This is a genomic window from Arthrobacter methylotrophus, assembly GCF_039539965.1.
GTDB lineage: Bacteria > Actinomycetota > Actinomycetes > Actinomycetales > Micrococcaceae > Arthrobacter > Arthrobacter methylotrophus.
The window spans coordinates 817,952-839,947 of sequence record NZ_BAABED010000001.1 but is presented as its reverse complement, the minus strand read 5'-3'; the positions used below and the strand labels follow the sequence as shown (position 1 = coordinate 839,947).

The following is a 21,996-nucleotide window of genomic DNA, read 5'->3' as shown; positions in this document are numbered from 1 at the left end:
ACGATGAGTGGACGATGATTAATTGTCGGCCATGCATGCTAAAGGTTTGGATAGAGTTGGAAGCCTGCCGCCGGCGTTTCGGTAGCAAGCTTTCAATAGCAAGGCATTCAACAGCACCGCTAGCTGTGGTGCTTCCACCAGCCCTTAGCAAAGTACCAGCGAGGACGGAACCATGCATCAGCCACCATCAGGAGGCTACCCGCGTGTCCTATGATGCCGTACCCGGCGGCACGTCATCGGCGTTGCCCAGGGGAAGCTCCCCCGAGGAAGAGTCCACCCTGCCTGCCACGGCATCGGAGACCAGCCCGGAGAACCCCTGGCCGCTGCAATTGTTGTCCCGCAAGCTGAAGACCCATATTGAGCGGGCTCCCGCCGCGTGGATCGAAGGTCAAGTCATCGAGCTCAACCGTCGTGGCAGCAGTGCTTTCGTCACGCTGCGGGACACCGACGCTGAAATCTCCTTGCCGGCATCACTGTGGTCCAACGTCCTGGACCGCCAGAAGGTGCCGCTGGAGCGTGGCTCACGCGTTGTCGCCTTGGTAAAACCCGAATTCTGGCTTAAGACCGGACGGCTCAACATGTCGATCAAGGACATCCGTCCGGTAGGTCTTGGCGATCTCCTCGCCAGAATCGAACGCCTGCGCCAGGCCCTTGCCGCCGAAGGATTGTTCTCCGAGTCGCGGAAGAAACGGCTGCCCCTGCTCCCCCACCGGATCGGACTCATCACCGGCCGCGACTCGGACGCCAAGAAAGACGTCCTCCGCAATGCTGCCCTCCGCTGGCCCGCCGTCGAATTCGCCGTCCGCGAGGTCGCAGTCCAGGGTGTCACCGCAGTCAGCCAGATCCTGGCGGCGCTCAAGGAGTTCGACGCCGATCCCCACGTGGACGTGATCGTGATCGCCCGTGGCGGCGGAGCCCTGGAGGACCTGCTTCCGTTCAGCAACGAAGAGCTGGTCCGGGCAGTATCTGCAACGACTACGCCCGTGGTCAGCGCAATTGGGCATGAGGCCGACCACCCGATCCTGGACGATGTCGCCGATCTGCGGGCGTCAACGCCCACCGACGCCGCGAAACGGATCGTGCCGGACGTCGCCGAGGAGCTGGCGAGGGTCCGGCAAGCCCGTGAGCAACTTCACCGCAGCGTGGGCCGTCTGGTGGACCGAGAGACGGACCGACTTCACGCGTTGAGGTCACGCCCCGTGTTGGCATCTCCGGAAGGAATGGTCACAGCCCGGGAAGAGGACGTCGAGCGGCTCCGGAGGCATGCCCACACTGCGGTGAGCTCCGCCGTCGTGCGCGCACTCGACCAGGTGCACCACCTGCGCGCCCAGGTGCGGGCGTTGTCCCCGCAAAAAACGCTGGACCGAGGCTACGCCGTGGTGCAGCTTGCGGGAGCGGACGGCCTCGGCCACGACGTGGTCCGGAGCCCCGAGCAAGCGCCAGGCGGTACTGAACTGACCCTGCGTTTGGCGGAAGGCCGCCTCGCCGCTGTATCTTCCGGAGCCGCCGGACACCCAAGCAACCACCAGCAGAATGAGGATTGAGAAATGACGGCAGAGAACGCCTCCCCCGAGGCCAAAGCAACAACAGAGAACCTGGACGCCCTCAGCTACGAGGAAGCCCGCGAACAGCTCATGGGCGTGGTCGGCCGCCTCGAAGCCGGCGGAGCAAGCCTCGAGGAATCACTCGCGCTATGGGAACGCGGAGAAGCCCTCGCAAAGCGCTGCGAAGAATGGCTGGAAGGTGCCCGCAGGAGGCTCGCCGCGGCCCTGCACAGTGGCGAAGACGACGCGGCCACGCGTTGAACGTCATGCGCGCCAAGAACGTGCCCCGGCCTCCTAGGATTGGACGGCCATCGCCCGTTCGGCCGACACGTTGAAATTGGCTTTCGGCCAGCTGAGATCCAGCTTTCCAAGCGCCTCCAGAAGAAGCTCCTGGACTGCGATCCTCGCAAACCACTTCTTGTTCGCCGGAACCACGTACCACGGCGCCACCTCGGTTGAGGTCTTCTCGAAAACGAGTTGATAGGCCTTCATATAGGAGTCCCAGAGCGCCCGTTCCCTGAGATCGCTCGTGTTGTACTTCCAATGTTTGGACGGGTCGTCCAAACGTGCCAGAAGTCGCGTTTTCTGTTCATCGCGGCTGATGTTCAGCATGACCTTGACGATCGCGGTGCCCTGTTCGGCCAGACGCGCCTCGAACTCGTTGATGGCTCCATAGCGCCGTTCCAGTTCGGCCTCGTCGGCCCAACCGTGCACGCGATGGATCAGCACGTCCTCGTAGTGCGAGCGATCAAAAACTCCAACAAAACCGGCGTCGGGCAAGGCTTTCTCGACCCGCCAAAGAAAGTCGTGGGCTTTCTCTTCCTCAGTCGGCGTCTTGAACGGAGCAACCCTCACTCCCTGTGGATCCATCGATCCCACGACGTGTTCGACAATCCCTCCCTTGCCGGCGGTGTCCATGGCTTGGAGGATCAGGAGCACTCGCTTCTGGCTGCCAAACTTTCCCTGGGCAAAGAGCATCTCCTGCAAGACGTCCAAACGATCGTCCTGTGCTGCCAGCAAAGCAACCCCGTTAGGCTTCTTCCCTTTGTAGCCGGGCGTCGATTCGGGGTCAACCGCGTCGAGCGAGAATCCGGCCCCGACCTTCAAGACCGTTGATACTTGCTTGGTAAACTCCGTTGCCCCAGCCATTTCGGCTTCTCCTCTAGTGTGGCCGCGCTGATGGCGGCGATCCACTTAGGCTAGTTGCCTTGGTACCGCTCAAGGAAGTCCGCCATGCGGCCGATCGCTTCTTCAATATCTTTGACGTTCGGCAGCGTCACCATGCGGAAGTGGTCCGGACGCACCCAGTTGAAGGCGCGCCCGTGCGAAACCAGGATCTTTTGCTCCTTGAGCAGGTCGAGGACGAATTTCTCATCGTCACGGATGTGATAGACCTCAGGGTCCAACTTCGGGAACAAGTACAGCGCACCCTTGGCCTGCTGGGTGCTAACGCCTGGAATGGCGTTCAGCAGATCGTAGGCCTTGTTCCGCTGTTCGAGGAGCCTGCCGCCGGGCAGAATCAGATCCTTGATGCTTTGGTGGCCGCCCAGTGCGGTCTGGATAGCATGCTGTGCCGGCACGTTGGCGCACAATCGCATGTTGGCCAGCAGGTTGATGCCTTCAAGGTAGTCGGCGGCGTCCTTCTTGGGACCGGAGATGGCCATCCAGCCGGCGCGGTAGCCACACACCCGGTAGGCCTTGGACAGTCCGCTGAACGTCAGGCATAGGACGTCATCGCCGGTGAGTCCGGCAAGATTCACGTGGACGGCGTCTTCGTAGAGGATCTTCTCGTAGATCTCGTCGGCAAACACCACGAGGCCATGCTTTTCGGCCAGGGCCACGATCTTCTTCAGGGTCTCCTCCGGGTACACCGCGCCCGTGGGGTTGTTCGGGTTGATGACCACGATGCCCTTGGTGCGGGAGGTAATCTTGGATTCCAAGTCCTCAAGGTCCGGCTGCCAGCCTGATTCCTCGTCGCACAAGTAGTGGACCGGACGGCCGCCGGCCAGCGCCACCGAAGCTGTCCAGAGAGGGTAGTCGGGAGTGGGGATGAGGATTTCGTCCCCCACTTCCAGCAAGGCCATGAGCGACATGGTGATGAGCTCGCTGACACCGTTGCCGAGGTAGATGTCGTCAACGTGAATGTTCTGGATGCCGCGGGTCTGGTAGTACTGCGAGACGGCAGTGCGTGCCGAGAAGATACCGCGCGAGTCACTGTATCCCTGGGCATGGGGCAGGTGGCGGATCATGTCCACCAAAATCGCGTCCGGCGCTTCAAATCCGAACGGTGCCGGGTTTCCGATATTCAGTTTGAGGATGCGGTGACCCTCTGCCTCCATCTGCTGGGCGGCCTGAAGAATCGGTCCACGGATGTCGTAAAGGACATTATGAAGCTTGGTGGACTGCTTGAATTCTGCCATTCATCAAATATGCCACACCGGGGATGTACTTCCGTTGAGACATCACTCACACAAGCGACGACGGCGGCGAGGCCCCGCAAAGGGTTCCTCACCGCCGTCGTCCTTGGCAGGGGCCTCCGCCGCCTGGGCCCCCGCTACCGAGGGGCCCCAATAGAGCTTGCGAGATTGGGGAGGTAGCGGGGAGGGTTCCCTGGACGAGCGGAGCGAGGCGAGGGAGGCGAGGGAGGCGGTGGGGACTTACTTCACGATGCCCTTGTCCTTGAGCCAGGCGGCAGCAGCATCCTTGGGATTCTGCTTCTGGTTGCCGCTGACCGCGCGGTTGAGGTTAATGAGATCGTCCGTGGTCAGAATCTTCGACACGCCGTTGAGGGCTTCCTTCGCCTTGTCCGTCATTTTGGCGGTGTTGTACAGGGGAAGGACCTGCTGGGCCTTGAAGTTGTTCTTGGGGTCGTCGAGGACCACCAGGGCATTGTCCTGAATGGACGGCGTAGTGGTGTAGATGTCAGCGACCTGGACGTCGTTGGACAGCAGGGCCTGCAACGTCAAGTTGCCGCCGCCGTCGCTGAATGGCTTCAAGCCCTTCATGACGCAGTTGTAGTTGGCCTTGAGGCCGGGGAAACCGTAGGCACGGGTCTCAAAGGTTGCCGGTGCCCCCATGGTGAGGTCCTGGCAGACCTTGGCGAGGTCGTCGATGGACTTGAGCTGGTATTTCTCCGCCGTGGCCTTCGTGACGACCATGGCGTCCTTGTCTTCGGCCTTGGCGGGGTCGAGCACTCCCAGGCCCTGTGGAAGTTTGCCGGGAAGCGCCTTGTAGACGTCATCGGCCGAGACCTGGGTGGCGTTCGCATCAAGATAGGAGAGCAGGTTGCCCGAATAGTCCGGCGCGAGGTCGATCGAACCGTCCTGGACAGCCTTGAAGTAGATCTCGCGCGAACCGATGTTGGGCTTGGTGGTCGCCGCGACCCCGGCGGCGTTGAGCGCTCCCGCGTAGATTTCGGCGATGACCTGGCTCTCCGGAAAATCCGCCGAGCCCACGGTGAGCGAGCCGCCAGCCCCGGAGGCAGCGTTGGTGGATGGGCTCGACAGCGGGCTGCCTCCACATGCGCTCAGGGCGAGCGCAACGCCCACCCCGGCCGCTAGGCCGCCGAACCCTCGGCGGGTCAGGGTGACGGGGTGCTTCATGCGGTACCTCCTTGAACGGCAGCCCCTGCTGGTGCAGCGGCTGCGAGATCTTCGGCGGCCTTGTGGCCGCCGCTGGAATCGATGGAAAGTCCGGGCGGGAGGAGGATCCTCTGCGCCAAGGCCAGAATGAGGTCGACGGCAATTGCCAATGCCGCGATGAGCAATGACCCGCCCAACATTCGGGGGAAGTCCTGGAGGACCAATCCGTCAAAAAGATAACGCCCCAAGCCTCCCAAGGGAAGGTATGCCACCACGGAAACCGTCGCGATGACTTGGAGGACTGCAGTGCGGATGCCGCCGAACATGACCTGAAGGCCGTTGGGAAGTTCCACCTTGAACAAGATCTGGAGTTCTGTCATACCCATGGCACGGGCTCCGTCGACAACGGTCGGGTCCACGCTGGAAATCCCTGCATAGGTCCCCGCAAGCAGAGGCGGCACCGTCAAGATGACCAAAGCCCAGACAGGAGGCATGAGTCCGCTACCGGCCAACAAGGCGAACAGGACCAACAAGCCGAGGGTGGGGAGCGCCCTCAAGGCGCCGGCGATTGCGACGGCGACGACGCGCCCCCGTCCGGTGTGGCCAATGAAAAGTCCCACCGGCACGGCGATGGCCGCGGCAATGACCAGGACCAGCCCGGAATACTGCAGGTGTTCCAGGATCCGGGTTGCGATTCCTCCGCTTCCGGTCCAGTGCACGGGATCCGTGAGCCACGCCAGGGTGTCAACGAAGATGTTGCTCACCGGCCCACCTCCGCGTGGATCCGGGCGTCGGCGATGAACTGCTCCGCTTTGGCATCTTGCTTGGCAGTGGTGGCACCCGCCCGCGTCCAGGGTGTCAGCAGCTTCTCCAGCAGGACCAAGAACGTGTCCATGACCAGGGCCAGCAGAAGAATGGCGATGATACCGACCACCACCTCAGTGACAAACGTCCTCTGAAGCCCGTCGGTGAACAGCATTCCAAGGTTCCCGACTCCCAAGAGCGCGGCGACGCTGACGAGGGAAATATTGCTGACGGACACGACGCGCAGGCCCGCGAAAAGCACAGGCAAGGAAAGTGGCAGGTCGATCTGCAAGAACCTCGCGGTCGGTTTGAATCCCATGGACACGGCGGCCATCCGGAGGTCGTCGTCCACTGAATCGAACGCGTCCATGGCAGCCCGCACCAACAAGGCGACGGCGTAGATCGTGAGTGCAACCACCACGTTGAGCGGATCCAGGATCCGGGTTCCCAGGATCGGCGGCAAAATGATGAAGAGCGCCAGGGAAGGAATGGTGTACAGCAGGGAGCTTACCGTGGTGATCACAGCCCGGAGGGTCCGGTTCCTGCGAGCCAGTTGCCCCAGGGGCACCGCGATGAGCAGGCCCAGGACCATGGGAATCAAAGCGAGGACAAGGTGCTCGCCTGCCCGCTGGAAGACCATGTCGCTGTTCGCCAGGAACCATTCCATCAGGGGGCGTCCTCCCGGTTGTGCCGGGTTTCTTCGATCAGGGCCAGTACTTCCTCGGATTTGAGGACCCCGGCGAACCGACCGTCGTCGTCGACCACTACGCCCAGTCCCGATGGAGATGACAAGGCCGCATCCAGCGCTCGTCGCAGCGTATCCCCGCGACGGAAAAGGGAACCGCCGGGAATCAGTCCGGCTCCGTCACGCGGCGAGGCCCATCCCAACGGCCGGGAGTCGCCGTCGAGCACCACGGCCCATTCGCTGTCCGCGCCGAGTTGCGGCGCTGCTACGGTCTTGACCGGATGCACCGGAACGGCATCGGCGTCGTTGAAGGCCAGGTGCCGGAATCCTCTGTCCCGCCCGACGAACGAGGCCACGAAGTCATTGGCGGGCGCGCGGAGGATTTCCTCCGGTGCCGCGTATTGCGCCAGTTTGCCACCGACGGCGAAGACGGCCACCTTATCGCCCAACACGGTGGCTTCATCGATGTCGTGGGTGACGAAGACGATGGTCTTGGCCAGTTCGCGCTGGAGCCGGAGAAGTTCCTGCTGGAGTTCGTCGCGAACCACGGGGTCAACCGCGCTGAAGGGTTCATCCATCAGCAAGACGGGCGGGTCTGCTGCGAGCGCACGGGCTACCCCGACACGCTGCTGCTGGCCGCCGGACAACTGGGACGGGTACCGTTTGCCAAGCACGGAGGCCAACCCGACGACGTCGAGCAATTCTTGCGCGCGCTTGCGGGCTGCCGCTTTGGAAACACCGTTGAGCCTCGGAACCGTGGCAATGTTGTCCAGCACCGAACGGTGAGGCATGAGCCCCGAAGACTGCATGACATAGCCCATGGAGCGGCGTAACCGGGCAGCCGGTTCATTCGAAACATCCCGTCCGCCCACAGTGATGGTGCCCGAGGTGGGCTCCACCATGCGGTTGATCATCCGCAGGGAAGTGGTCTTTCCGCAGCCCGAGGGTCCCACGAATACGGTGATGGCACCTTTGTCGATGGACATGCTCAATCCATCAACCGCGGGTTGCCCGCCCTGATACTGCTTGGTGACGCTCTGGAACTCAATCATGGCTTCAGCCATTCCCGGGCTTACCTAACTGTTGGGCTGCACTATCAACTGCAATATCAACTGCACTATCAACGGTGGAAACGATTCAACAGTGAACTTTGTTTCTACAGCCTAGTCAGCACCACCGACGATGTCAGCGCAAGCGCGAAGACCGTAATGAATCGGCAATGCTCAGGGCGTCGGGAGTTTTCCGTTGAGGGGCCTTTCACTGTGCAGACGGAGGCCGATGTCCACGAGGGACACCCTGTTCAGTCCTGGTACCTTCTCCAACGGCACTCAGGCCGCGTGCGTAGTGCTTCCGTCTATTTCGTGGGTCAGTTCGCCGCCGGTGATGCTGGCCTCGTAGACCAGGCGGATTGCCTGGAAATCACGGTCCGCCCCGTCCAGCCGATCTTGGTCCGGCCAGTGCCCGACGTCGATGCCGAGCATCGGGCCGATGACGGCGTCGTACCCGGTTTCCTCCATGATTTCGCGGCGGCAGCCGTCCACGGGATGCTCCCCCAGGTCCAAGCCTCCGCCGGGAAGGGTCCACCCTTCTTTGCCGTCTTGCTTCCAATAGGCGAGAAGGATTGCATGGTTGCGGATGACAACTCCGTAAGCGGCAGGTCGGGTGTCGAAATCGATGCTCATGGAGCCAGCCTATGCGGGGAGCAACTCCACGGGACTAGGCTGGTGGAAGTTCCGGGTTCAATATTTTTGATTTTGCAAATTTCGGCACATGGAGTTGTATCGTGACCAACTTGGAAACGGCCCCGTCCCAGGAGATCTGCCCTGCAGGTCACCCCGGCCAGGGTCCTTGCGTGCAGCTTTGGCCGGCCCGCAACGTTCCTTTGGGCGGGGTCCGCAATATGACGGTCTCCCGCACGCTTCCCCAGCGTGGCCTCCCCACCGTGGGCGCCTGGTGCTTCCTCGATAGCTTCGGCCCGGATCGTGTGGCGATGAGCGTCCTCCCCCACCCCCACACGGGCCTGCAAACAGTCACGTGGCCGCTGCAAGGCGAGGTCCGGCACCGCGACAGCCTAGGCAGCGACGTCGTGGTCCGCCCAGGGCAGTTGAATATCATGACCGCCGGCCGCGGCATTTCACATTCCGAGTTCGCTGTCCTTCCGGCAGGACTTCACCCGGACACGCTCGACGGCGCCGCTCCCCTGCCGATTTCCCGGGGGCTGCAGTTATGGGTCGCTTTGCCGGACGCCGTCAGGCACCGGGCGCCGTCGTTCCAGCAAATCGTCGATCTGCCAGTGGTCATCGCGGACAATTTCAGGGCCACTGTGCTCGTTGGCGAATTCGCCGGACACAGTTCCCCCGCCACGATGTACAGTCCCATTGTGGGCGCCGAAGTCACAGCCTCGGGCGACGTCGGACTGCCCCTGAACCCCGATTTTGAACACGCGGTCCTGGTCCTGGACGGCTCCGCGGTCATCGATGGCCAAACTATCGAGCCCGGGCCCCTCGCTTTCCTTGGCACTGGCCGTGAATCGCTCCGCGTCGAGGTCGCTCCTGGCACGCGGTTCATGCTCCTCGGCGGCGAACCCTTCGAAGAAGACATCCTGATGTGGTGGAACTTTGTGGGCCGGACGCACAAGGAAGTGGAGCAGGCGCGCGAAGAATGGGAAGCCCAGGCACTCCTGAGGGATGACGAAGCCCGCTCCGCGAGATTCGGGTGGATCAACGGGCATGGGCCCGACGCCGGTGCGGAAGCCGGGCGGATCCCCGCACCGCCCATGCCGGGCGTTCAGCTCAAACCAAGGACCCGGAACAGGGCTACCGAGTAGGAGTTGGGAGCGACACCCAAATGGCTTGGCGCCACGGAGCAGGACTTAGGACACCGGTATCCGCGTGTCGCCAGTCTTCTCCTGTGTCAGCCATCCATTTGCGCGTCGCTCAGCAGGTACCGCCTCTGCGCTTTAGGGCAGTTCCCCGACAATCCGCATGACCCCGAAAACCGGTTCCTGCTCCAAAACCCGTACATCGGTGATCCCGTGGGTGGCGAGTCCCGCCCGGAAAGCGGTCTGTAAGGTCTCCACGTTCATGCCGAGCCCGCCACCCAATATCACCGGCCCGCGGAGGCCAAGTTGCCGAACGGGCTGCGCAGCCAGCTCCGCGAGGTCCCGGCCCGCTTGGTCCAGCAACTGGCGGCTGGTCTCGAGTCCTTCGCGCGCGGTTTCCACCACTGCGCTTGCCCGCTGAGCCCAGTACCGCCGGTCGGTGTCCTCCGAATGGAAGAGCGCAATGAGTTTGTTGGGATCGTCCACCCCGCAGGATTCCAGGAGAGCCGTGGTGAGACCATCCGGTTCCAGCCCTTTGTTCATCCGGCGAAGGCTATGGCGGACCGCCTCCCTGCCGAGCCAATAACCACTGCCCTCGTCGCCCAGGAGGAACCCCCAACCCCCTGCGCGGGCTTCCTCTCCCGCCGCGTTCTTTCCCCACGCCGCGGATCCGGTTCCCGCGATGACGGCCACTCCCGTGCTTGCGCCGCCGGCCGCCAGCAGGAGGCGGGAATCGTGCACCACCGTGACCTGGGCGCCGGGGACATGGGGTTCGATCAGTTCGGCGAGGGCGCGGGCATCGGCGTCGGTATCGATTCCGCCGGCGCCGGCAAGGACGCGGTCCACGGTGCCTCCACCGATCAAGGCGAAGAGCTGCGCGAGATTCTTGGCCGCCGTCTCTCTGCTGACGTTTTGGACGTTGGAGCTGCCGGTGCTTTCGTCGCGGACCGGTAAGCCGTCCTCGAACCGCACGCCTCGGGTTTTGCTACCACCGATGTCCAGTCCGATGACCGTTGCCGGTACCGATCCGTCGGGCCGGGGGGGCGGGTTTTCTGCTGTCTCCACGTCCAAAAGCGTAGCGCGGGCCCGCGCTGTGATCCTAAGGGGTGGAGGTCCTATTGGCTTCCGGATCTCGCCTTCACCAGTCCCGCGAGCAGTCCCGGCCCTTCGGAAAGTACCAATTCGCGGAAAAGCCGTACCGGGTCGGGCTCCTTGCGCCGCTCTCGCCATGCAATCCCTATCTCCCGGTACGCGAGTTCTGACTCGAGCGATACCTCCGCCCAGCCGAGGTCCGTGGAATCCAGGACGCCTTGGGGTCCCGTCCCCAGTCCGCCCGGCGGCAGGATGCTGTAGCCCAATCCGGCGGACACCAGCCCGCGGATGGTGTGCGAATCCTGGCTTTCGAAAGCGACTCTGGGGCGAAAGCCCGCATCCCGGAAGATCGCGTCGGCCAGCGAGCGCAGGCCGAAACCCGGTCCCATGGAAACGAACGGCTCATGCTTGAGCTCTGCGAGCCGCACGCTGGACCTTCGGGCCACCGGATGGCGGTGATGGACCACCAATCGCAACGGTTCCCGATACAAGGCCGCAGAACCGAGGTTCCTGCCAGGGCCCGCAACGGGTGCTGTCAAGGCGAAGTCGGCATCTCCCGCGATGAGCGAATCAAGGCACGCGGCGCGGGCTCCTTGACTGAGCTCGAACGCAGTGGAGGGGTGCCGGTTCCGGAAGGCACTCATGAGCAGCGGCAACGTTGCTTCGCCGAAAGTGTGCTGGAAAGTCACTCTGATTCTGCCGCGGACCACGTCGGATTCGTGGCGGACCGCGTCCAGCCCCGCCTGGAATTCCGCCAGAGCTGACTCGATATAGGGTAGCAACGCCTTCGCGGCGGGGGTCAGGCGGACGCCGCGGCCTTCACGGATCAGGAGTTCGGTCCCGACGACGGCGCTAGCCCGGGCCAGCGCCCGGCTGACGGTCGATTGGGGTACTCCCAGCAGCTCTGCAGTCTCGGTGACGTGTTCTGTCCGGCCAAGCTCAGCCAGCAGAGGCAGCAGCGGCAGCAGCTGGACCAGTTGCTTGTGTTCGCTGTCCATTCCGGTCCGCCTTTTCAATCATCAATATCTGCTATCAATCATAGGCAAATCATGCATTGGAATCATCACTTCGGGCGGCCGTACTGTTGAAACGTGAGTACAAGCGCAGCATCCACGAGCCGGAGCACAGGCGAGTTCGGCTGGGAAGGCCACTTGAAAGGCTCTGCGGCGTATCGGAGGATCCTTGCCGGACTCGCCCTTGCCGGTGTGGCCACGTTCGCGCAGCTTTACTCCACCCAAGCTGTCTTGCCACTCATGGCGAACGAGCTGCACATCACGGCAGCCGAGGCGGCGCTCACCATTTCCTTTGCCACGGTAGGACTTGCGGCGACGGTGTTGCCCTGGTCCTTCGTTGCCGACAGGATTGGCCGCGTGCGTGCCATGACTATCGGAATCGCGGCCGCCACTGTCCTGGGCCTGCTCGTCCCCATGGCCCCCGCTTTCCCCCTTGTCCTCGCGCTGCGGGCACTCGAGGGCATGGCCCTGGGCGGTATTCCAGCCATCGCGATCGCGTACCTGAATGAGGAAGTCAACAAAGGGCACGCCGCGCTGGCTGCCGGCAGCTACGTGGCCGGCACCACCCTCGGTGGACTTGCGGGTCGTTTGCTGGCAGGCCCGGTCGGCGAGTTATGGGGTTGGCGCGCGGCCACTCTTGCGGTTTCCCTCCTTGCCACCCTGTCGGCCGCCCTGTTCTTACTGCTGGTTCCGCAGCCGCGGCGCTTCACTCCAAGCTCGGCAGGAGGATTGCGAGGGGCGATGAGGACCTTGGTGGGCCATTCCTCCAATCCACGACTCGTCGCCCTCTACGTTCAGGCGTTCTTGTTGATGGGTGGTTTCGTTGCCGTCTACAACTACCTCGGGTTCCGACTGCACGCCGAGCCTTTTGGACTGCCCGCCACCGTGGTGAGCCTCATCTTCCTGGCCTATTTGTCCGGAACTTTGAGCTCCCGCTGGGGAGCAGGACTGTCCATGCGCTTCGGCCGCCGCACGGTCCTCCTCGTGGGGATCGCGACCATGACGGCTGGACTTGGGCTGACCCTGTGGGACAACCTCGCCGCGATACTGGTGGGCTTGGTGATCTTCACCGGAGGCTTCTTCGCAGCCCACAGCATCGGAGCGGGCTGGACCGGGACCATTGCGACGAGCGGACGTGCGCAGGCGGCCTCGTTGTACAACCTCTCCTACTACTTGGGTTCCAGCATCATCGGCTGGGCCGGAGGACTCGCCTTCCAGGCTTTCGGCTGGAACGCACTTGCCTGGACCGTCATCGCGCTGTGTTGCACGACGGCGGTGATCACCGCCGTCGTGCACCGCCCCCCGGAGCGCCGGGTCGCCGTCGTCGGCTCCTCCCTGTGACTGCTATGTCTCGGACGTTGGGGCGGTCTCCATTCCCGTCCTGCCCGAAGGCGTGGGTTCCGCCAACCGCGCCCGTGCGTGCAACACATCGCCGATGAACCAGTCGTAGATCAGCACACCGATGACCCCGCCGATCAACGGCCCCACGATCGGCACCCAGAAGTACCAGCTGAACGCTCCATCCACGGTGCCCGGCAGCGCCGTCTGCCCCCATCCGGCCAGCCAGGCAAACAGCCGCGGTCCGAAGTCACGGGCCGGGTTGATGGCGTATCCAGCGTTCGCACCCACGGACATGCCGATCGCCGCCACGGCCAGGCCGATCATGAACGGGCCCAGATTCGCCTGGACAGCCGTGTTGCGCATGTCGATGATGGCCACAACGAACAGGACCAGGAAAGCCGTGCCAACAACCTGGTCGATCAGCGGACCAACGGGATTTCCATTGAAGTACGGTGCTGGGAAGGTCGCGAAAATGGAGTAGGTGGCAAGCCCCTTCGAATCCGCACGCCCAGCGCCGACTGCCTTGTTATAGGCGTCTATTGCGTCGTGATAGAGCAGGTACACCATCGCTGCGCCAGCGAAGGCGCCGACAATCTGGGCAAGGATGTACGGACCCACTTTCTTCCATGGGAATTTCCGCCGAACTGCGAAAGCCACGGTCACGGCTGGGTTGATGTGCGCCCCGCTGACCCCGCCGGCGACGTAGATTGCCATGGTCACCGCGATGGCCCATCCCCACGTGATCAACAGCCAGTCGCCGGCGGCCATGAAGATCGTGGTGGACGTTGCGGCGCGTCCCGAGCCGGGCAGCGCAGCCACGGCCATGGCCACAACACCGTCGCCGAAGGAGATCAGGACGAACGTACCGAGGAACTCGGCGAGGAGCTCACCCCACGTGCCGCCCAACTGCTTGAGGCCGCTTCCGTTGCGCACCGCATTCCTTAGGGGACTGACATTACTCATCCCGAGTGCCTCCTTGAGTCATCTGATTCACCAATGTAAATTGACAACCCCAGCACATTCATGGTATGCCGATTGGCCTTGTGTGACCATGGCCAACGTCAGCCGAGCGTGCGGCTTGGTCTCCAGGGCCTTCCGGCTAGGCCGCCAACAGCACGGCGCTAAAGGCGGCCATTCCTGAAACAAGACCCACCGATTGCTCCTCGTTCGAGCGCCGTAACGCCGTCTTCGAACCTGACTACCGTAAGATTCCATAGACGCTGCTACACGGTGCTTTGACCTCCGTAGGGAATCCCACCCGTGGCCATCTGCTCGTACGCGAGTCAGCCGTCGTGAACAGAGGGCAAAGGCGCTGAGGTCGATAGATCGATAGGAAGGGCGTAAACGCCCTGTTCCGTGAGTCCAGTCCGGCCGACTGGGACCACGAGCGTGCCGAAGGCTATCACTGCTCTGCTTGAATTATTCATCGTTGATTTCGCCAAGTATCTGGCAATAATTCGGAGACTTACGGTGTCAATGAATGGATTGTGCGGAAAATGGCACCTATGATGAATAGACAGCACTTTCAGGAGGATCCGTGAGCACCGCCCCGAAGAACGTTCGGCCCGTCAGCACCAGTGAGCCCCTGGATGCGATCGACGAGCGCATCCTCGCAGCTTTGGTGGGGGATGCCCGGATCTCCAACAAGCAGTTGGCCGAACTCGTCGGCATTGCACCGTCAACCGCACTCATGCGCACGCGGTCACTTTCCGAACGCGGCATCATCGAGGGATTCGAGGCAGTCCTCAGCCTGCCCGCGATCGGCCGATCGGTCCAGGCCCTGATCGCCGTGCGCCTGCGCGCCCACGACCGGGACCAGATTGACCGCTTCACTGCCCGCGTGCCCGCGCTTCCTGCGGTGATCTCGACGTTCCACACTTCGGGCTCGGTGGACTATCTCCTGCATATCGCCGTAGCCAACACCGACGACCTCCGTGACTGGGTCCTGGACAATCTCGCGACGGACCCCGTGGTGGGCCATACCGAGACCACCTTGGTCTTTGCCCACATTCAAGGCAACCACGGGCCCCTGCCGGAATAGCGGCCTTGGTTCAGTGGCGCGGTTCGAGCCCGGAGTGCGCGGCTCCGATAGCGTCCTGGCGTAAATCACCGAGTTCCCGGCGGCGCCTGAAGGCCGCGCGCCGTAGGGCCACGTCGACCGGCGGAATATAGCGCCTGCGCTCGGCCCACGAAATCAGATTGGCTCCGATTCCTGCAGCGGCCGACTCCAGCATGGAGGGTCGCCGGTACGATCCGCATGATGCGGTGGCAGTGCTCATGACTCTTTCCCTTCAGTGGTTGCTGCAGTGCTTGCTGCAGTGCTTGCTGCGTGCGACTTCGCGTCGCGGGATTTCTTGCCTCCGGCCCATGCGGGGACGCCCAGGATGGGGAATGCGTTGATGTGGATCTGGACTGGACGGGCATCGTCCGCTTCGGGTTCGCTCCGGATTTCCTCCAGAAGCTTGCGGCCCACGGCTTCCATGGCACGGGCGTAGCGGCCAAGTTGCTCGGCCGACATCCGGGCATTGGCCGTATTGACAATGGCAGCCTCGAGCCACTCTTCATCCAAAGATTCCATGCCGTGGGCCATGAAGTCGGCGAGGACAGCTTGCCTGCTGCGTTCGAATTCGCGGGTGACCAGCCGCGACGCCTCCTGGGTCGCCGGTGAGTGTGCCAGCTCGGGCGACGTGATCTGGATGGCCCCCTTAGGCCGCTCCCACCACCGTTCCCTGGCCGTCCCCTTGCCTTGGACCTCGCGGACGAAGTCGAACTTGGCGAGCTGGCGCAGGTGGTAGCTTGTGGCGCCGCTGGATTCGTTCAGGAGTTCGGCCAGGCTGCACGCCGTCTGCGCTCCGTAACGGGATAGCATCTCAAGAATTTGGACCCGCAGGGGATGTGCGAGCGCTTTGAGGGATGCCGTATCGACCTTACGGACGGGCAATTCCGGTTCCTGAACCTTGTCCATGTCGGAAACGCTACGCTTGCAAAGAAACCTTTGCAAGCATTTCTTTGCAAATCAGTCTTTGCAAGTTGCCTTGCCTTGCTAGGGGCCGGCCGTCAGCCCTTCCGGAGGACTCCACGGACCGACACGGCCGTAAGCACCATCGCTGCCAGTCCGCACGCCACCGTGAAGTAGCTGGCAGCGGCGCTCAGTCCGATCGCCGAAGCGGCCAGCCCCAGTCCGATGACGGGCACCGCGCTTCCGAGGTAGGTGATGACGTAGAGGGTACTGATGATCTGGGCGTGCCGCGACGCCTCCACTTTTCCGGCAACGTCGTTGAACACCAAACGGAATGCGATCCCCTGCCCAACACCAGCGGCGAGGCTGGCCGCCACCAGCAACACCGGGCTGGACAGCGACGCTGCGGCGCCCACCAGAACGATGGAACCCCCCAACACTGCCAGTCCCGCCGGCACTGCGAACCTGCCGCGGACGGTCAGGAGCTGGCTCAGCGCGGACGCGCCCAACGTCAGCCCGGCGAGCAGCCCGGTCATGGGGCGGGAATCGGCATGCACGACGACGGCGAAGTAGCCGGGCGCCAGGGAGAGGCAGAATCCAAACACGGCAAAGCTCAAGAATCCAACGCTGGAGGCCAACCAGAACGCGCCCCTCGCGTCCCGCGATACAGAGGGCCGCCGGGGGGCAAGCACTGTGTAGGGGCGCGGGCCTTCGGCCGGCCGAATCGCGGGCCGGGCCTTGAGGAGCCACAGCGGCACCAGCAAAAGCAGCAGGACGGCCGCATGAATGACAAAGGGCGTGGACGTGGCGCCCGGGAGCAGCGAAAGCAGTCCGCCGATCGCAGGACCGGCAGCCACCCCGCCGGACGAAGAAAGCAACGTGAATCGCGAAGCCCATTCCGGCCGGTACGGAAGCAGCTCCCGGAGCGCCGCGGAACTCGCCCCGGTGGCAAGTCCAACCGCAACGCCCTGGAGCATCCGGCCAGCAGAGAGCATCAACAGGTTGTCAGCGTTGGCAAAAACAAGGCCACCCGCCAGGCCCACGAGGACGGCGAGGACCAGCGCGGCACGCCTGCCGATGTGGTCCGACCAATGACCGGCGAGCATCAGCACGCCCACGAGCGCCAGGACGTAGCTTGCGAAGGCGATCGTCACGCCCAGGGAGGTTATCCCCAGCTCCGACTGAAGCAACGGATACAGCGGGCTCGCTAGGTTGGCGCCTACCAGCAGCGTGAACATCACGACGCCGGCCAGGACCATCCGTGCCCTCGTGGAAGCATCCCAGCCCCAGCGTTCGGCGGTGGCCGGACGCATGCGGAGTTCGCTAAAGACAGTCATTCCCATGCCTTCGCCTCAGCGGCCATCACGCTGCCGGGCTTTGTGGGCCGGGACGCAATGACCCAATTATTGTTGGCAATAGGATGTCGCAGGACTGCCAGATAGATCAGATATTCATGAAAGAATTGATCAAAACTGTCAATATTGACTCTCGTTGATAGCCACAAATGATCCGGAGTGATGATGTGAACACCCTCGACCCGACAGATCTGAAGATCCTGCTGGAATTGATCCGCGATCCCCGGGTCCAGATCGGCGAACTCAGCGAGTCCCTCGGGATTGCGCGCAATACCGCCCAGTCGCGGATGCGCCGGCTGGTCCGTTCGGGCGTACTGAACGACGGCGGCCGCGAGGTCGACCTCGAAAAGGTGGGGTACGACGTCGTCGGCTTCGTGACGTTGGAGGTGACCCACCGGGAGCTCGACGGCGTCATCGGCGCCCTGCGCCGCATCCCCCAGGTCCTGGAGGTGCATGAAATTTCCGGGAGGGGCGATCTCCTGTGCCGGGTGGTAGCCACCGACACGCACAACCTGCAAACCGCGCTCCGCTCCATCCTCAGAATCAAGGGCGTCATCCGTACGGAAACCGTCCTCGCCCTTCACACCCACATCCCGTACCGGACCGAGCCGCTCATCGGCAGGCTCACGGACGCCGAGACCGCAGGAACCGCGAAACGGGTCAAACCGCAGGATTCCTCCCCTTCGCCGGTCAGCGAAGCCGACTAGGATTCCAGAATGGATTGGCTCTTATTTGGGTCCCCATGATCGTGGCGGCGTCGGTGACGAGCATCCTGCTGGCTGTCCTTATCGTCAAGGTGGGTGTGCACGGAGGCATGGCCGGCGCCTTCTTTGCGCTGGTGATGTCCGTCGTCTTCCGCGCCGGCGGCCACGTCATCAACAATGAATTCGCGGGTAGGCCGTCCGCGGTCACCGTGATCGATTCCGGCCACGACATCGTGGCCATGACTATCGCCGGTGCAATCATCGGGGCGTGGCAGTAGCGGGAGGAGAATGGCCTCGTGACCATCATTGATAACGCCGTCTACGTGAACGGCATCCGGACCGCTACTCCGGACAGTCTCGAGCAAAGCGTCGAAACGCTGGCTGCCCACGGCGGAATGGTGTGGATAGGCCTGTACCGGCCGGACGAAACCGAAATGGCGGCAGTGGCGGCCGAGTTCGGCCTGCACTTGCTCGCCGTCGAGGACGCCGTCAATGCCCACCAACGGCCCAAGCTTGAACGCTACGACAACAACCTCTTCACGGTCCTCCGGCCCGCGCGATACCTGGATCAAACGGAGACCGTGGAATTCGGCGAGCTTCACATCTTCACTGGAAGCAACTTCGTGGTGACGGTCCGCCACGCGGAAACCCCCGGAGTGGCCCAGGTCCGGCGCAATCTGGAACAACAACCGGAGCTGTTGCGCCATGGGCCCGAAGCCGTCCTTTATGCACTGCTTGACCAAGTGGTGGACGATTACGGTCCGGTGATTTCCGGGCTGGAAAACGACATTGACGAGATCGAGGACCAACTCTTCGGCGGTGACCCCACCGTTTCCCGGCGCATCTATGAGCTCGCCCGCGAGGTCATCCAGTTCCAGCGCGCCATCACCCCGCTCCCGGAGATGATGGCCGCCCTCAAACGCGGGTTTGTGAAATACGGTGTCGACATAGAGCTGCAGCGCAAACTCCGCGATGTGGAGGACCACGTCGAACAAGTCATTTCCCGAGCCAACGGGTTCCGCGACCTGCTGCAGAACGCCTTGACCCTCGATGGCACCCTGACCGCGAACCGGCAGAACGAGGCGAGCGCAGCACAAAACGAACAAACCAAGAAGATCTCATCGTGGGCAGCGATTTTCTTCGCACCGGCCTTCGTTACCGGGCTCTACGGCATGAACTTTGACATCATGCCCGAGCTCCATTGGACCTACGGTTATCCCATGGCGATCGGCCTGATGGTCGTCGCATCGTTGCTCATGTACACCATTTTCAAGCGGAAGAGCTGGCTCTGATGACTCCCGGCCAGGAGGGCTTCAGCAAAGGCTGGATCATCACACCCGGGACGCCGGCGCAGCTGGGGGCCTTCGGCTTGTTTCGCCCGTCGGCGTCACAAGAGAGGGTGCTCACTCCCACAACCCACGGGATCACGGTCAAAGCGGCCGACGACCTCCTCTGGATCGGCTTTGCCGAATTGTGCGGCGGCCCGACGTCGACGGCGGACTATGAGTCCTTAGCCGGGGACTTCAAGGCCTGGGTGGTCGACGGCGTTCCCTCACCAAATCGGGAGTCATCTATCGGATCCGCGGCGGCCTGGCAGCGATTCACCAACGTGGTCGATGTTCTATGCGAGCAAGACATCACCCTGTTCCTGATCGGACATGGCCCGCTGGATTGGGAGCCAGCCCAGGATCCGGTCCACCGAAGCGATATCCAGCCAGTTGACTTGGCCAGGATCGCGAGCCGCCTCTCACCCCTGGGCAGGGTGGAGGCTTCAGCGCCTTTCGAAGACGCAGAGACTTGGGGCAGCTGAACGATTTCCCTTGCGGGACAGGCGGTTTCAGAGCAAAGAAACCAGCCCGACGCCGGCCGCTGCGGCTCCCACGCAAGCGGCCATGGTGCCCACTCCGTTGAGGAGGGCCAGGCCCGTCCGGCCGCTCTGGATGAGCCTGACGGTTTCAAGGCTTGCCGTGCTGAAAGTCGTGTATCCGCCAAGGAATCCAGTGCCGAGAATCAACTGCAGGGACTCAGGTGCCTGCCTTGTCATCACCAGCCCCGCCAAGATCCCCATGAGCAGCGAGCCGGAAACGTTGATGAAGATGGTGCCCAGAGGCAGCGCAGTCCTGGCCCAAGAACGGACAAGTCCATCCATCACGAACCGGGCGGCCGCACCCGCTCCGCCCGCGAGTGCGATCAGAAGGATGGTCATGGCGGGCTATTCCGTTTCTTTTCGGCGGATTTGTGCCGCAAGGCTCCAAGCCAAATACCGAGGGTAGTGGCCGCTGCACCACCAAAGAGGCTAGCCGCGAGGTACCAGACAGCGCCCATTCCGCGTCCTGCGCCGAAGAGATGCACGGAGTCCAGGGCCAGGGTGCTGTAGGTGGTGTAGGCACCGAGGAAGCCACTTCCGATGCCCAACCGGGCAACCCGCCGGAGACCGGCGTCGGGACCGCTCCGGGCGAGTTCTTCGAGGAGCCAGCCAAGCGCCAGCGCGCCCGTCAGATTGATGAGCAAGGTGGGCAGCGGCCACGCATCTGGCGCCGGAAGGGCCATGCCAAATCCGTAGCGGCTCGAAGCCCCCAGGATTCCTCCGGCCGCGACGACCAGAACGAACCGTCCGTGCAGATGGAGCGGGCGGTGCGAAGGCCTGTCAGTCGGGGGCGCCTCCGGAGTTTTGGCGCCGGTCGGTGCGGTGCTGCTGTCCTTCATTGATCACTGCTTGCGTCATGACGGCCCAAGGGAACCATGAGCACGGGGCAGTTTTGGCGATGGGCCAAGTGCAAGGCTACCGATCCAGTGACCAGTCCCTCAAACCGCGGGCCGAGGCCGTGTTCCTTGGTTCCCACCACGATCATGGAAGCGTTGATGCTCGCGGCATACCGGCCCAATGATCTCGCAGGCTCGCCGGCGAGCCTGACAAAGGACCACTGCACCGCCGTACCGCGCAATTGGTCCGCGATACGGGACTGGAGTGACTCCGAAATGGCCGCGGCGTCGTCGTCGATTCCGTCGGGGTCGATCGGCTGGGCCGCGAGATGCCCGTCCCGGTCCCCCGCCGCAGGAAAGTTCGTGACATCAGCAAAGGCAAGGACCAGTTCCAACCCGGCACTGAGCGCCACTTCCGCAGCTTTCTCCACCACGGTTGCAGGCTGGTTCGGGAGCACCCCTGCCAGTACCGGCCCGGCCAACCTCGACGGCCGCCCTTTGGCCAACGGCGTGTCGTCGCCACGCGGATTGCTCATGGGGCCCTCCAAATTTCCGGGTTGTCAGGATACGGGTTCTTCTATCTTGCTCCAGAAAGCTGCACGAAGCCCGTCGTCGAGGACTGGCGTCGTCCCAAGCGCTAGGTAAGAATGTCGATATGTGCGGTCGGTTCAGTGTCGGTTTCGAAGCAGATTACCTCTCGAGGAAGCTCGGCGCTGTACTGCGCGGCGATATCGACTACCCCTCGCCGACCCTCCAGATCAATCCGACTGATCCCGTGGTCTTTTTGCGGGGGCGGGCCGAAGACGGCGCGGTGGGCCGGGAGCTCGCCGCGGGCCGGTGGGGCTTGGTTCCGTCCTTCTCCAAGTTCTTCGATTCGAAGGTACCCACCTGGAACGCACGTTCTGAAACCGCAGGCCAGATCCCGGCGTTCAGGGCTTCCCTGCCCAAGTGGCGGGCAGTCGTTCCGGCCTCCGCCTACTACGAATGGAAGAAATCGGGACCTGGACGCAAGGATCCCAAGCAGCGCTACATTGTTGAACCACGCGATGAACTGATTACCTTCGCGGGATTGTTTGCTCCGTGGCGCGACGAGAGCATCGAGGACAGGTCCGCGCCCGGCGCATGGCGTTTGTCCTGCTCAATCCTGACCATGGATTCCCCTCCGGAGGGCGTCCACGAGAGACTGCACCATTTGCATGACAGGATCCCGGTGCCGATTTCTCCGGACATGATCGACGATTGGATCGACCCCAAGGAAACCCGGGGCCAGGCCCTCTTGGATGCCTTGCTGGGGGATGCGTATGCTTTGGCGTCGTCATGGACACTGAGGCCAGTGGAACTCCTCGACGACAACACCCGCTTGGTGGACGTCGCGAACCCGGCCGCCTGAGTCC

At 63.1% G+C, this 21,996-nt stretch carries 25 protein-coding genes and 1 pseudogene; 10 read left to right on the top strand and 16 right to left on the bottom strand.

What is annotated here, in order from left to right; genetic code table 11:
* Positions 1-242: 242 nt before the first annotated feature.
* Entirely contained in the window at positions 243-1,544 is a 1,302-nt protein-coding gene (gene xseA / locus ABD884_RS04230; protein ID WP_345054522.1) for an exodeoxyribonuclease VII large subunit, read from the top strand.
* A 3-nt stretch (positions 1,545-1,547) separates the two neighbouring features.
* A complete protein-coding gene (locus ABD884_RS04225) occupies positions 1,548-1,805 on the top strand; it encodes an exodeoxyribonuclease VII small subunit (RefSeq protein WP_345037536.1) in 258 nt (85 codons plus the stop codon).
* 33 nt (positions 1,806-1,838) lie between these two features.
* Here the strand turns inward: ABD884_RS04225 and ABD884_RS04220 are convergent, their stop codons facing one another.
* The 7 genes and pseudogenes from ABD884_RS04220 to ABD884_RS04190 all read right to left on the bottom strand — a co-directional run bounded on the left by ABD884_RS04220 (position 1,839) and on the right by ABD884_RS04190 (position 8,296).
* Positions 1,839-2,693: a polyphosphate kinase 2 family protein gene (locus tag ABD884_RS04220; protein ID WP_028264964.1), complete on the bottom strand. Its 855-nt coding sequence runs from the start codon at positions 2,691-2,693 to the stop codon at positions 1,839-1,841.
* A 50-nt stretch (positions 2,694-2,743) separates the two neighbouring features.
* The gene (locus ABD884_RS04215; protein WP_028264965.1) at positions 2,744-3,964 is read right to left on the bottom strand and encodes a pyridoxal phosphate-dependent aminotransferase; all 1,221 of its coding nucleotides are present in this window, start codon (positions 3,962-3,964) and stop codon (positions 2,744-2,746) included.
* A gap of 237 nt (positions 3,965-4,201) precedes the next feature.
* A complete protein-coding gene (locus ABD884_RS04210; protein WP_345037517.1) occupies positions 4,202-5,146 on the bottom strand; it encodes an ABC transporter substrate-binding protein in 945 nt (314 codons plus the stop codon).
* On the bottom strand, positions 5,143-5,889 hold the full coding sequence (locus tag ABD884_RS04205) for an ABC transporter permease (RefSeq protein WP_345037512.1): 747 nt from the start codon (positions 5,887-5,889) through the stop codon (positions 5,143-5,145). The genes ABD884_RS04210 and ABD884_RS04205 overlap by 4 nt, the downstream gene beginning before the upstream one ends.
* Entirely contained in the window at positions 5,886-6,596 is a 711-nt protein-coding gene (locus tag ABD884_RS04200; protein WP_345037501.1) for an ABC transporter permease, read from the bottom strand. The genes ABD884_RS04205 and ABD884_RS04200 overlap by 4 nt, the downstream gene beginning before the upstream one ends.
* Entirely contained in the window at positions 6,596-7,678 is a 1,083-nt protein-coding gene (locus tag ABD884_RS04195; RefSeq protein WP_345037486.1) for an ABC transporter ATP-binding protein, read from the bottom strand. The genes ABD884_RS04200 and ABD884_RS04195 overlap by 1 nt, the downstream gene beginning before the upstream one ends.
* Positions 7,679-7,837: 159 nt before the next feature.
* Positions 7,838-8,296, bottom strand: a pseudogene (locus ABD884_RS04190) (NUDIX hydrolase).
* A gap of 101 nt (positions 8,297-8,397) precedes the next feature.
* Between ABD884_RS04190 and ABD884_RS04185 the strand changes: the two are divergent.
* The gene (locus ABD884_RS04185; RefSeq protein WP_345037469.1) at positions 8,398-9,441 is read left to right on the top strand and encodes a pirin family protein; all 1,044 of its coding nucleotides are present in this window, start codon (positions 8,398-8,400) and stop codon (positions 9,439-9,441) included.
* Between the two features lie 132 nt (positions 9,442-9,573).
* Here the strand turns inward: ABD884_RS04185 and ABD884_RS04180 are convergent, their stop codons facing one another.
* Positions 9,574-10,500: an N-acetylglucosamine kinase gene (locus ABD884_RS04180; RefSeq protein ID WP_345037456.1), complete on the bottom strand. Its 927-nt coding sequence runs from the start codon at positions 10,498-10,500 to the stop codon at positions 9,574-9,576.
* Between the two features lie 50 nt (positions 10,501-10,550).
* On the bottom strand, positions 10,551-11,525 hold the full coding sequence (locus ABD884_RS04175; protein WP_345037445.1) for a LysR family transcriptional regulator: 975 nt from the start codon (positions 11,523-11,525) through the stop codon (positions 10,551-10,553).
* Between the two features lie 93 nt (positions 11,526-11,618).
* Between ABD884_RS04175 and ABD884_RS04170 the strand changes: the two genes are divergently transcribed.
* Entirely contained in the window at positions 11,619-12,881 is a 1,263-nt protein-coding gene (locus ABD884_RS04170; protein WP_345037438.1) for an MFS transporter, read from the top strand.
* A gap of 3 nt (positions 12,882-12,884) precedes the next feature.
* Here ABD884_RS04170 and ABD884_RS04165 read toward each other — a convergent pair whose 3' ends face one another.
* Entirely contained in the window at positions 12,885-13,844 is a 960-nt protein-coding gene (locus ABD884_RS04165) for an MIP/aquaporin family protein (RefSeq protein ID WP_345037427.1), read from the bottom strand.
* A 574-nt stretch (positions 13,845-14,418) separates the two neighbouring features.
* Between ABD884_RS04165 and ABD884_RS04160 the strand changes: the two genes are divergently transcribed.
* Positions 14,419-14,922, top strand: coding sequence for an Lrp/AsnC family transcriptional regulator (locus tag ABD884_RS04160; RefSeq protein WP_345037418.1), 504 nt, complete (start codon positions 14,419-14,421; stop codon positions 14,920-14,922).
* Between the two features lie 10 nt (positions 14,923-14,932).
* Here the strand turns inward: ABD884_RS04160 and ABD884_RS04155 are convergent, their stop codons facing one another.
* The 3 genes from ABD884_RS04155 to ABD884_RS04145 form a co-directional block, all read right to left on the bottom strand.
* Complete coding sequence (locus tag ABD884_RS04155; protein WP_345037410.1) at positions 14,933-15,160, bottom strand: 2-nitropropane dioxygenase; 228 nt, start codon at positions 15,158-15,160, stop codon at positions 14,933-14,935.
* Positions 15,157-15,846: an ArsR family transcriptional regulator gene (locus tag ABD884_RS04150; protein ID WP_345037405.1), complete on the bottom strand. Its 690-nt coding sequence runs from the start codon at positions 15,844-15,846 to the stop codon at positions 15,157-15,159. Before ABD884_RS04150 ends, ABD884_RS04155 begins: the two co-directional genes overlap by 4 nt.
* Positions 15,847-15,938: 92 nt before the next feature.
* On the bottom strand, positions 15,939-17,177 hold the full coding sequence (locus ABD884_RS04145; protein ID WP_345037398.1) for an MFS transporter: 1,239 nt from the start codon (positions 17,175-17,177) through the stop codon (positions 15,939-15,941).
* 167 nt (positions 17,178-17,344) lie between these two features.
* Between ABD884_RS04145 and ABD884_RS04140 the strand changes: the two genes are divergently transcribed.
* The 4 genes from ABD884_RS04140 to zapE are packed head-to-tail and all read left to right on the top strand — an operon-like array spanning position 17,345 to position 19,709.
* Positions 17,345-17,902, top strand: coding sequence for an Lrp/AsnC family transcriptional regulator (locus tag ABD884_RS04140; protein ID WP_376955334.1), 558 nt, complete (start codon positions 17,345-17,347; stop codon positions 17,900-17,902).
* A 14-nt stretch (positions 17,903-17,916) separates the two neighbouring features.
* On the top strand, positions 17,917-18,177 hold the full coding sequence (locus ABD884_RS04135; protein WP_345037379.1) for a DUF1761 domain-containing protein: 261 nt from the start codon (positions 17,917-17,919) through the stop codon (positions 18,175-18,177).
* 18 nt (positions 18,178-18,195) lie between these two features.
* Complete coding sequence (corA, locus tag ABD884_RS04130) at positions 18,196-19,191, top strand: magnesium/cobalt transporter CorA (RefSeq protein WP_345037371.1); 996 nt, start codon at positions 18,196-18,198, stop codon at positions 19,189-19,191.
* Entirely contained in the window at positions 19,191-19,709 is a 519-nt protein-coding gene (zapE, locus tag ABD884_RS04125; protein WP_345037365.1) for an AFG1/ZapE family ATPase, read from the top strand. The genes corA and zapE overlap by 1 nt, the downstream gene beginning before the upstream one ends.
* 27 nt (positions 19,710-19,736) lie before the next feature.
* Here zapE and crcB read toward each other — a convergent pair whose 3' ends face one another.
* The 3 genes from crcB to ABD884_RS04110 are packed head-to-tail and all read right to left on the bottom strand — an operon-like array spanning position 19,737 to position 21,138.
* Positions 19,737-20,105 (bottom strand): fluoride efflux transporter CrcB, encoded by a 369-nt coding sequence (crcB, locus tag ABD884_RS04120; RefSeq protein WP_028264984.1) that lies wholly within the window; start codon positions 20,103-20,105, stop codon positions 19,737-19,739.
* A complete protein-coding gene (locus tag ABD884_RS04115; RefSeq protein WP_345037344.1) occupies positions 20,102-20,605 on the bottom strand; it encodes a fluoride efflux transporter FluC in 504 nt (167 codons plus the stop codon). The genes crcB and ABD884_RS04115 overlap by 4 nt, the downstream gene beginning before the upstream one ends.
* On the bottom strand, positions 20,602-21,138 hold the full coding sequence (locus ABD884_RS04110; RefSeq protein ID WP_345037341.1) for a universal stress protein: 537 nt from the start codon (positions 21,136-21,138) through the stop codon (positions 20,602-20,604). The genes ABD884_RS04115 and ABD884_RS04110 overlap by 4 nt, the downstream gene beginning before the upstream one ends.
* A 119-nt stretch (positions 21,139-21,257) precedes the next feature.
* Between ABD884_RS04110 and ABD884_RS04105 the strand changes: the two genes are divergently transcribed.
* Positions 21,258-21,992, top strand: coding sequence for an SOS response-associated peptidase (locus tag ABD884_RS04105; RefSeq protein ID WP_345037322.1), 735 nt, complete (start codon positions 21,258-21,260; stop codon positions 21,990-21,992).
* The last annotated feature ends 4 nt before the right edge of the window (positions 21,993-21,996 follow it).

What these genes read in the sequence shown, in the direction of transcription:
- ABD884_RS04165 (WP_345037427.1), bottom strand. Translation starts at nt 13,844, where the DNA reads ATGAGTAATGTCAGTCCCCTAAGGAATGCGGTGCGCAACGGAAGCGGC.
- ABD884_RS04220 (WP_028264964.1), bottom strand. Translation starts at nt 2,693, where the DNA reads ATGGCTGGGGCAACGGAGTTTACCAAGCAAGTATCAACGGTCTTGAAG.
- ABD884_RS04105 (WP_345037322.1), top strand. Translation starts at nt 21,258, where the DNA reads ATGTGCGGTCGGTTCAGTGTCGGTTTCGAAGCAGATTACCTCTCGAGG.
- ABD884_RS04210 (WP_345037517.1), bottom strand. Translation starts at nt 5,146, where the DNA reads ATGAAGCACCCCGTCACCCTGACCCGCCGAGGGTTCGGCGGCCTAGCG.
- ABD884_RS04145 (WP_345037398.1), bottom strand. Translation starts at nt 17,177, where the DNA reads ATGACTGTCTTTAGCGAACTCCGCATGCGTCCGGCCACCGCCGAACGC.
- ABD884_RS04140 (WP_376955334.1), top strand. Translation starts at nt 17,345, where the DNA reads ATGATCCGGAGTGATGATGTGAACACCCTCGACCCGACAGATCTGAAG.
- ABD884_RS04200 (WP_345037501.1), bottom strand. Translation starts at nt 6,596, where the DNA reads ATGGAATGGTTCCTGGCGAACAGCGACATGGTCTTCCAGCGGGCAGGC.
- ABD884_RS04110 (WP_345037341.1), bottom strand. Translation starts at nt 21,138, where the DNA reads ATGAGCAATCCGCGTGGCGACGACACGCCGTTGGCCAAAGGGCGGCCG.
- ABD884_RS04115 (WP_345037344.1), bottom strand. Translation starts at nt 20,605, where the DNA reads ATGAAGGACAGCAGCACCGCACCGACCGGCGCCAAAACTCCGGAGGCG.
- ABD884_RS04150 (WP_345037405.1), bottom strand. Translation starts at nt 15,846, where the DNA reads ATGGACAAGGTTCAGGAACCGGAATTGCCCGTCCGTAAGGTCGATACG.
- ABD884_RS04155 (WP_345037410.1), bottom strand. Translation starts at nt 15,160, where the DNA reads ATGAGCACTGCCACCGCATCATGCGGATCGTACCGGCGACCCTCCATG.
- crcB (WP_028264984.1), bottom strand. Translation starts at nt 20,105, where the DNA reads ATGACCATCCTTCTGATCGCACTCGCGGGCGGAGCGGGTGCGGCCGCC.
- ABD884_RS04225 (WP_345037536.1), top strand. Translation starts at nt 1,548, where the DNA reads ATGACGGCAGAGAACGCCTCCCCCGAGGCCAAAGCAACAACAGAGAAC.
- ABD884_RS04215 (WP_028264965.1), bottom strand. Translation starts at nt 3,964, where the DNA reads ATGGCAGAATTCAAGCAGTCCACCAAGCTTCATAATGTCCTTTACGAC.
- ABD884_RS04175 (WP_345037445.1), bottom strand. Translation starts at nt 11,525, where the DNA reads ATGGACAGCGAACACAAGCAACTGGTCCAGCTGCTGCCGCTGCTGCCT.
- zapE (WP_345037365.1), top strand. Translation starts at nt 19,191, where the DNA reads ATGACTCCCGGCCAGGAGGGCTTCAGCAAAGGCTGGATCATCACACCC.
- ABD884_RS04195 (WP_345037486.1), bottom strand. Translation starts at nt 7,678, where the DNA reads ATGGCTGAAGCCATGATTGAGTTCCAGAGCGTCACCAAGCAGTATCAG.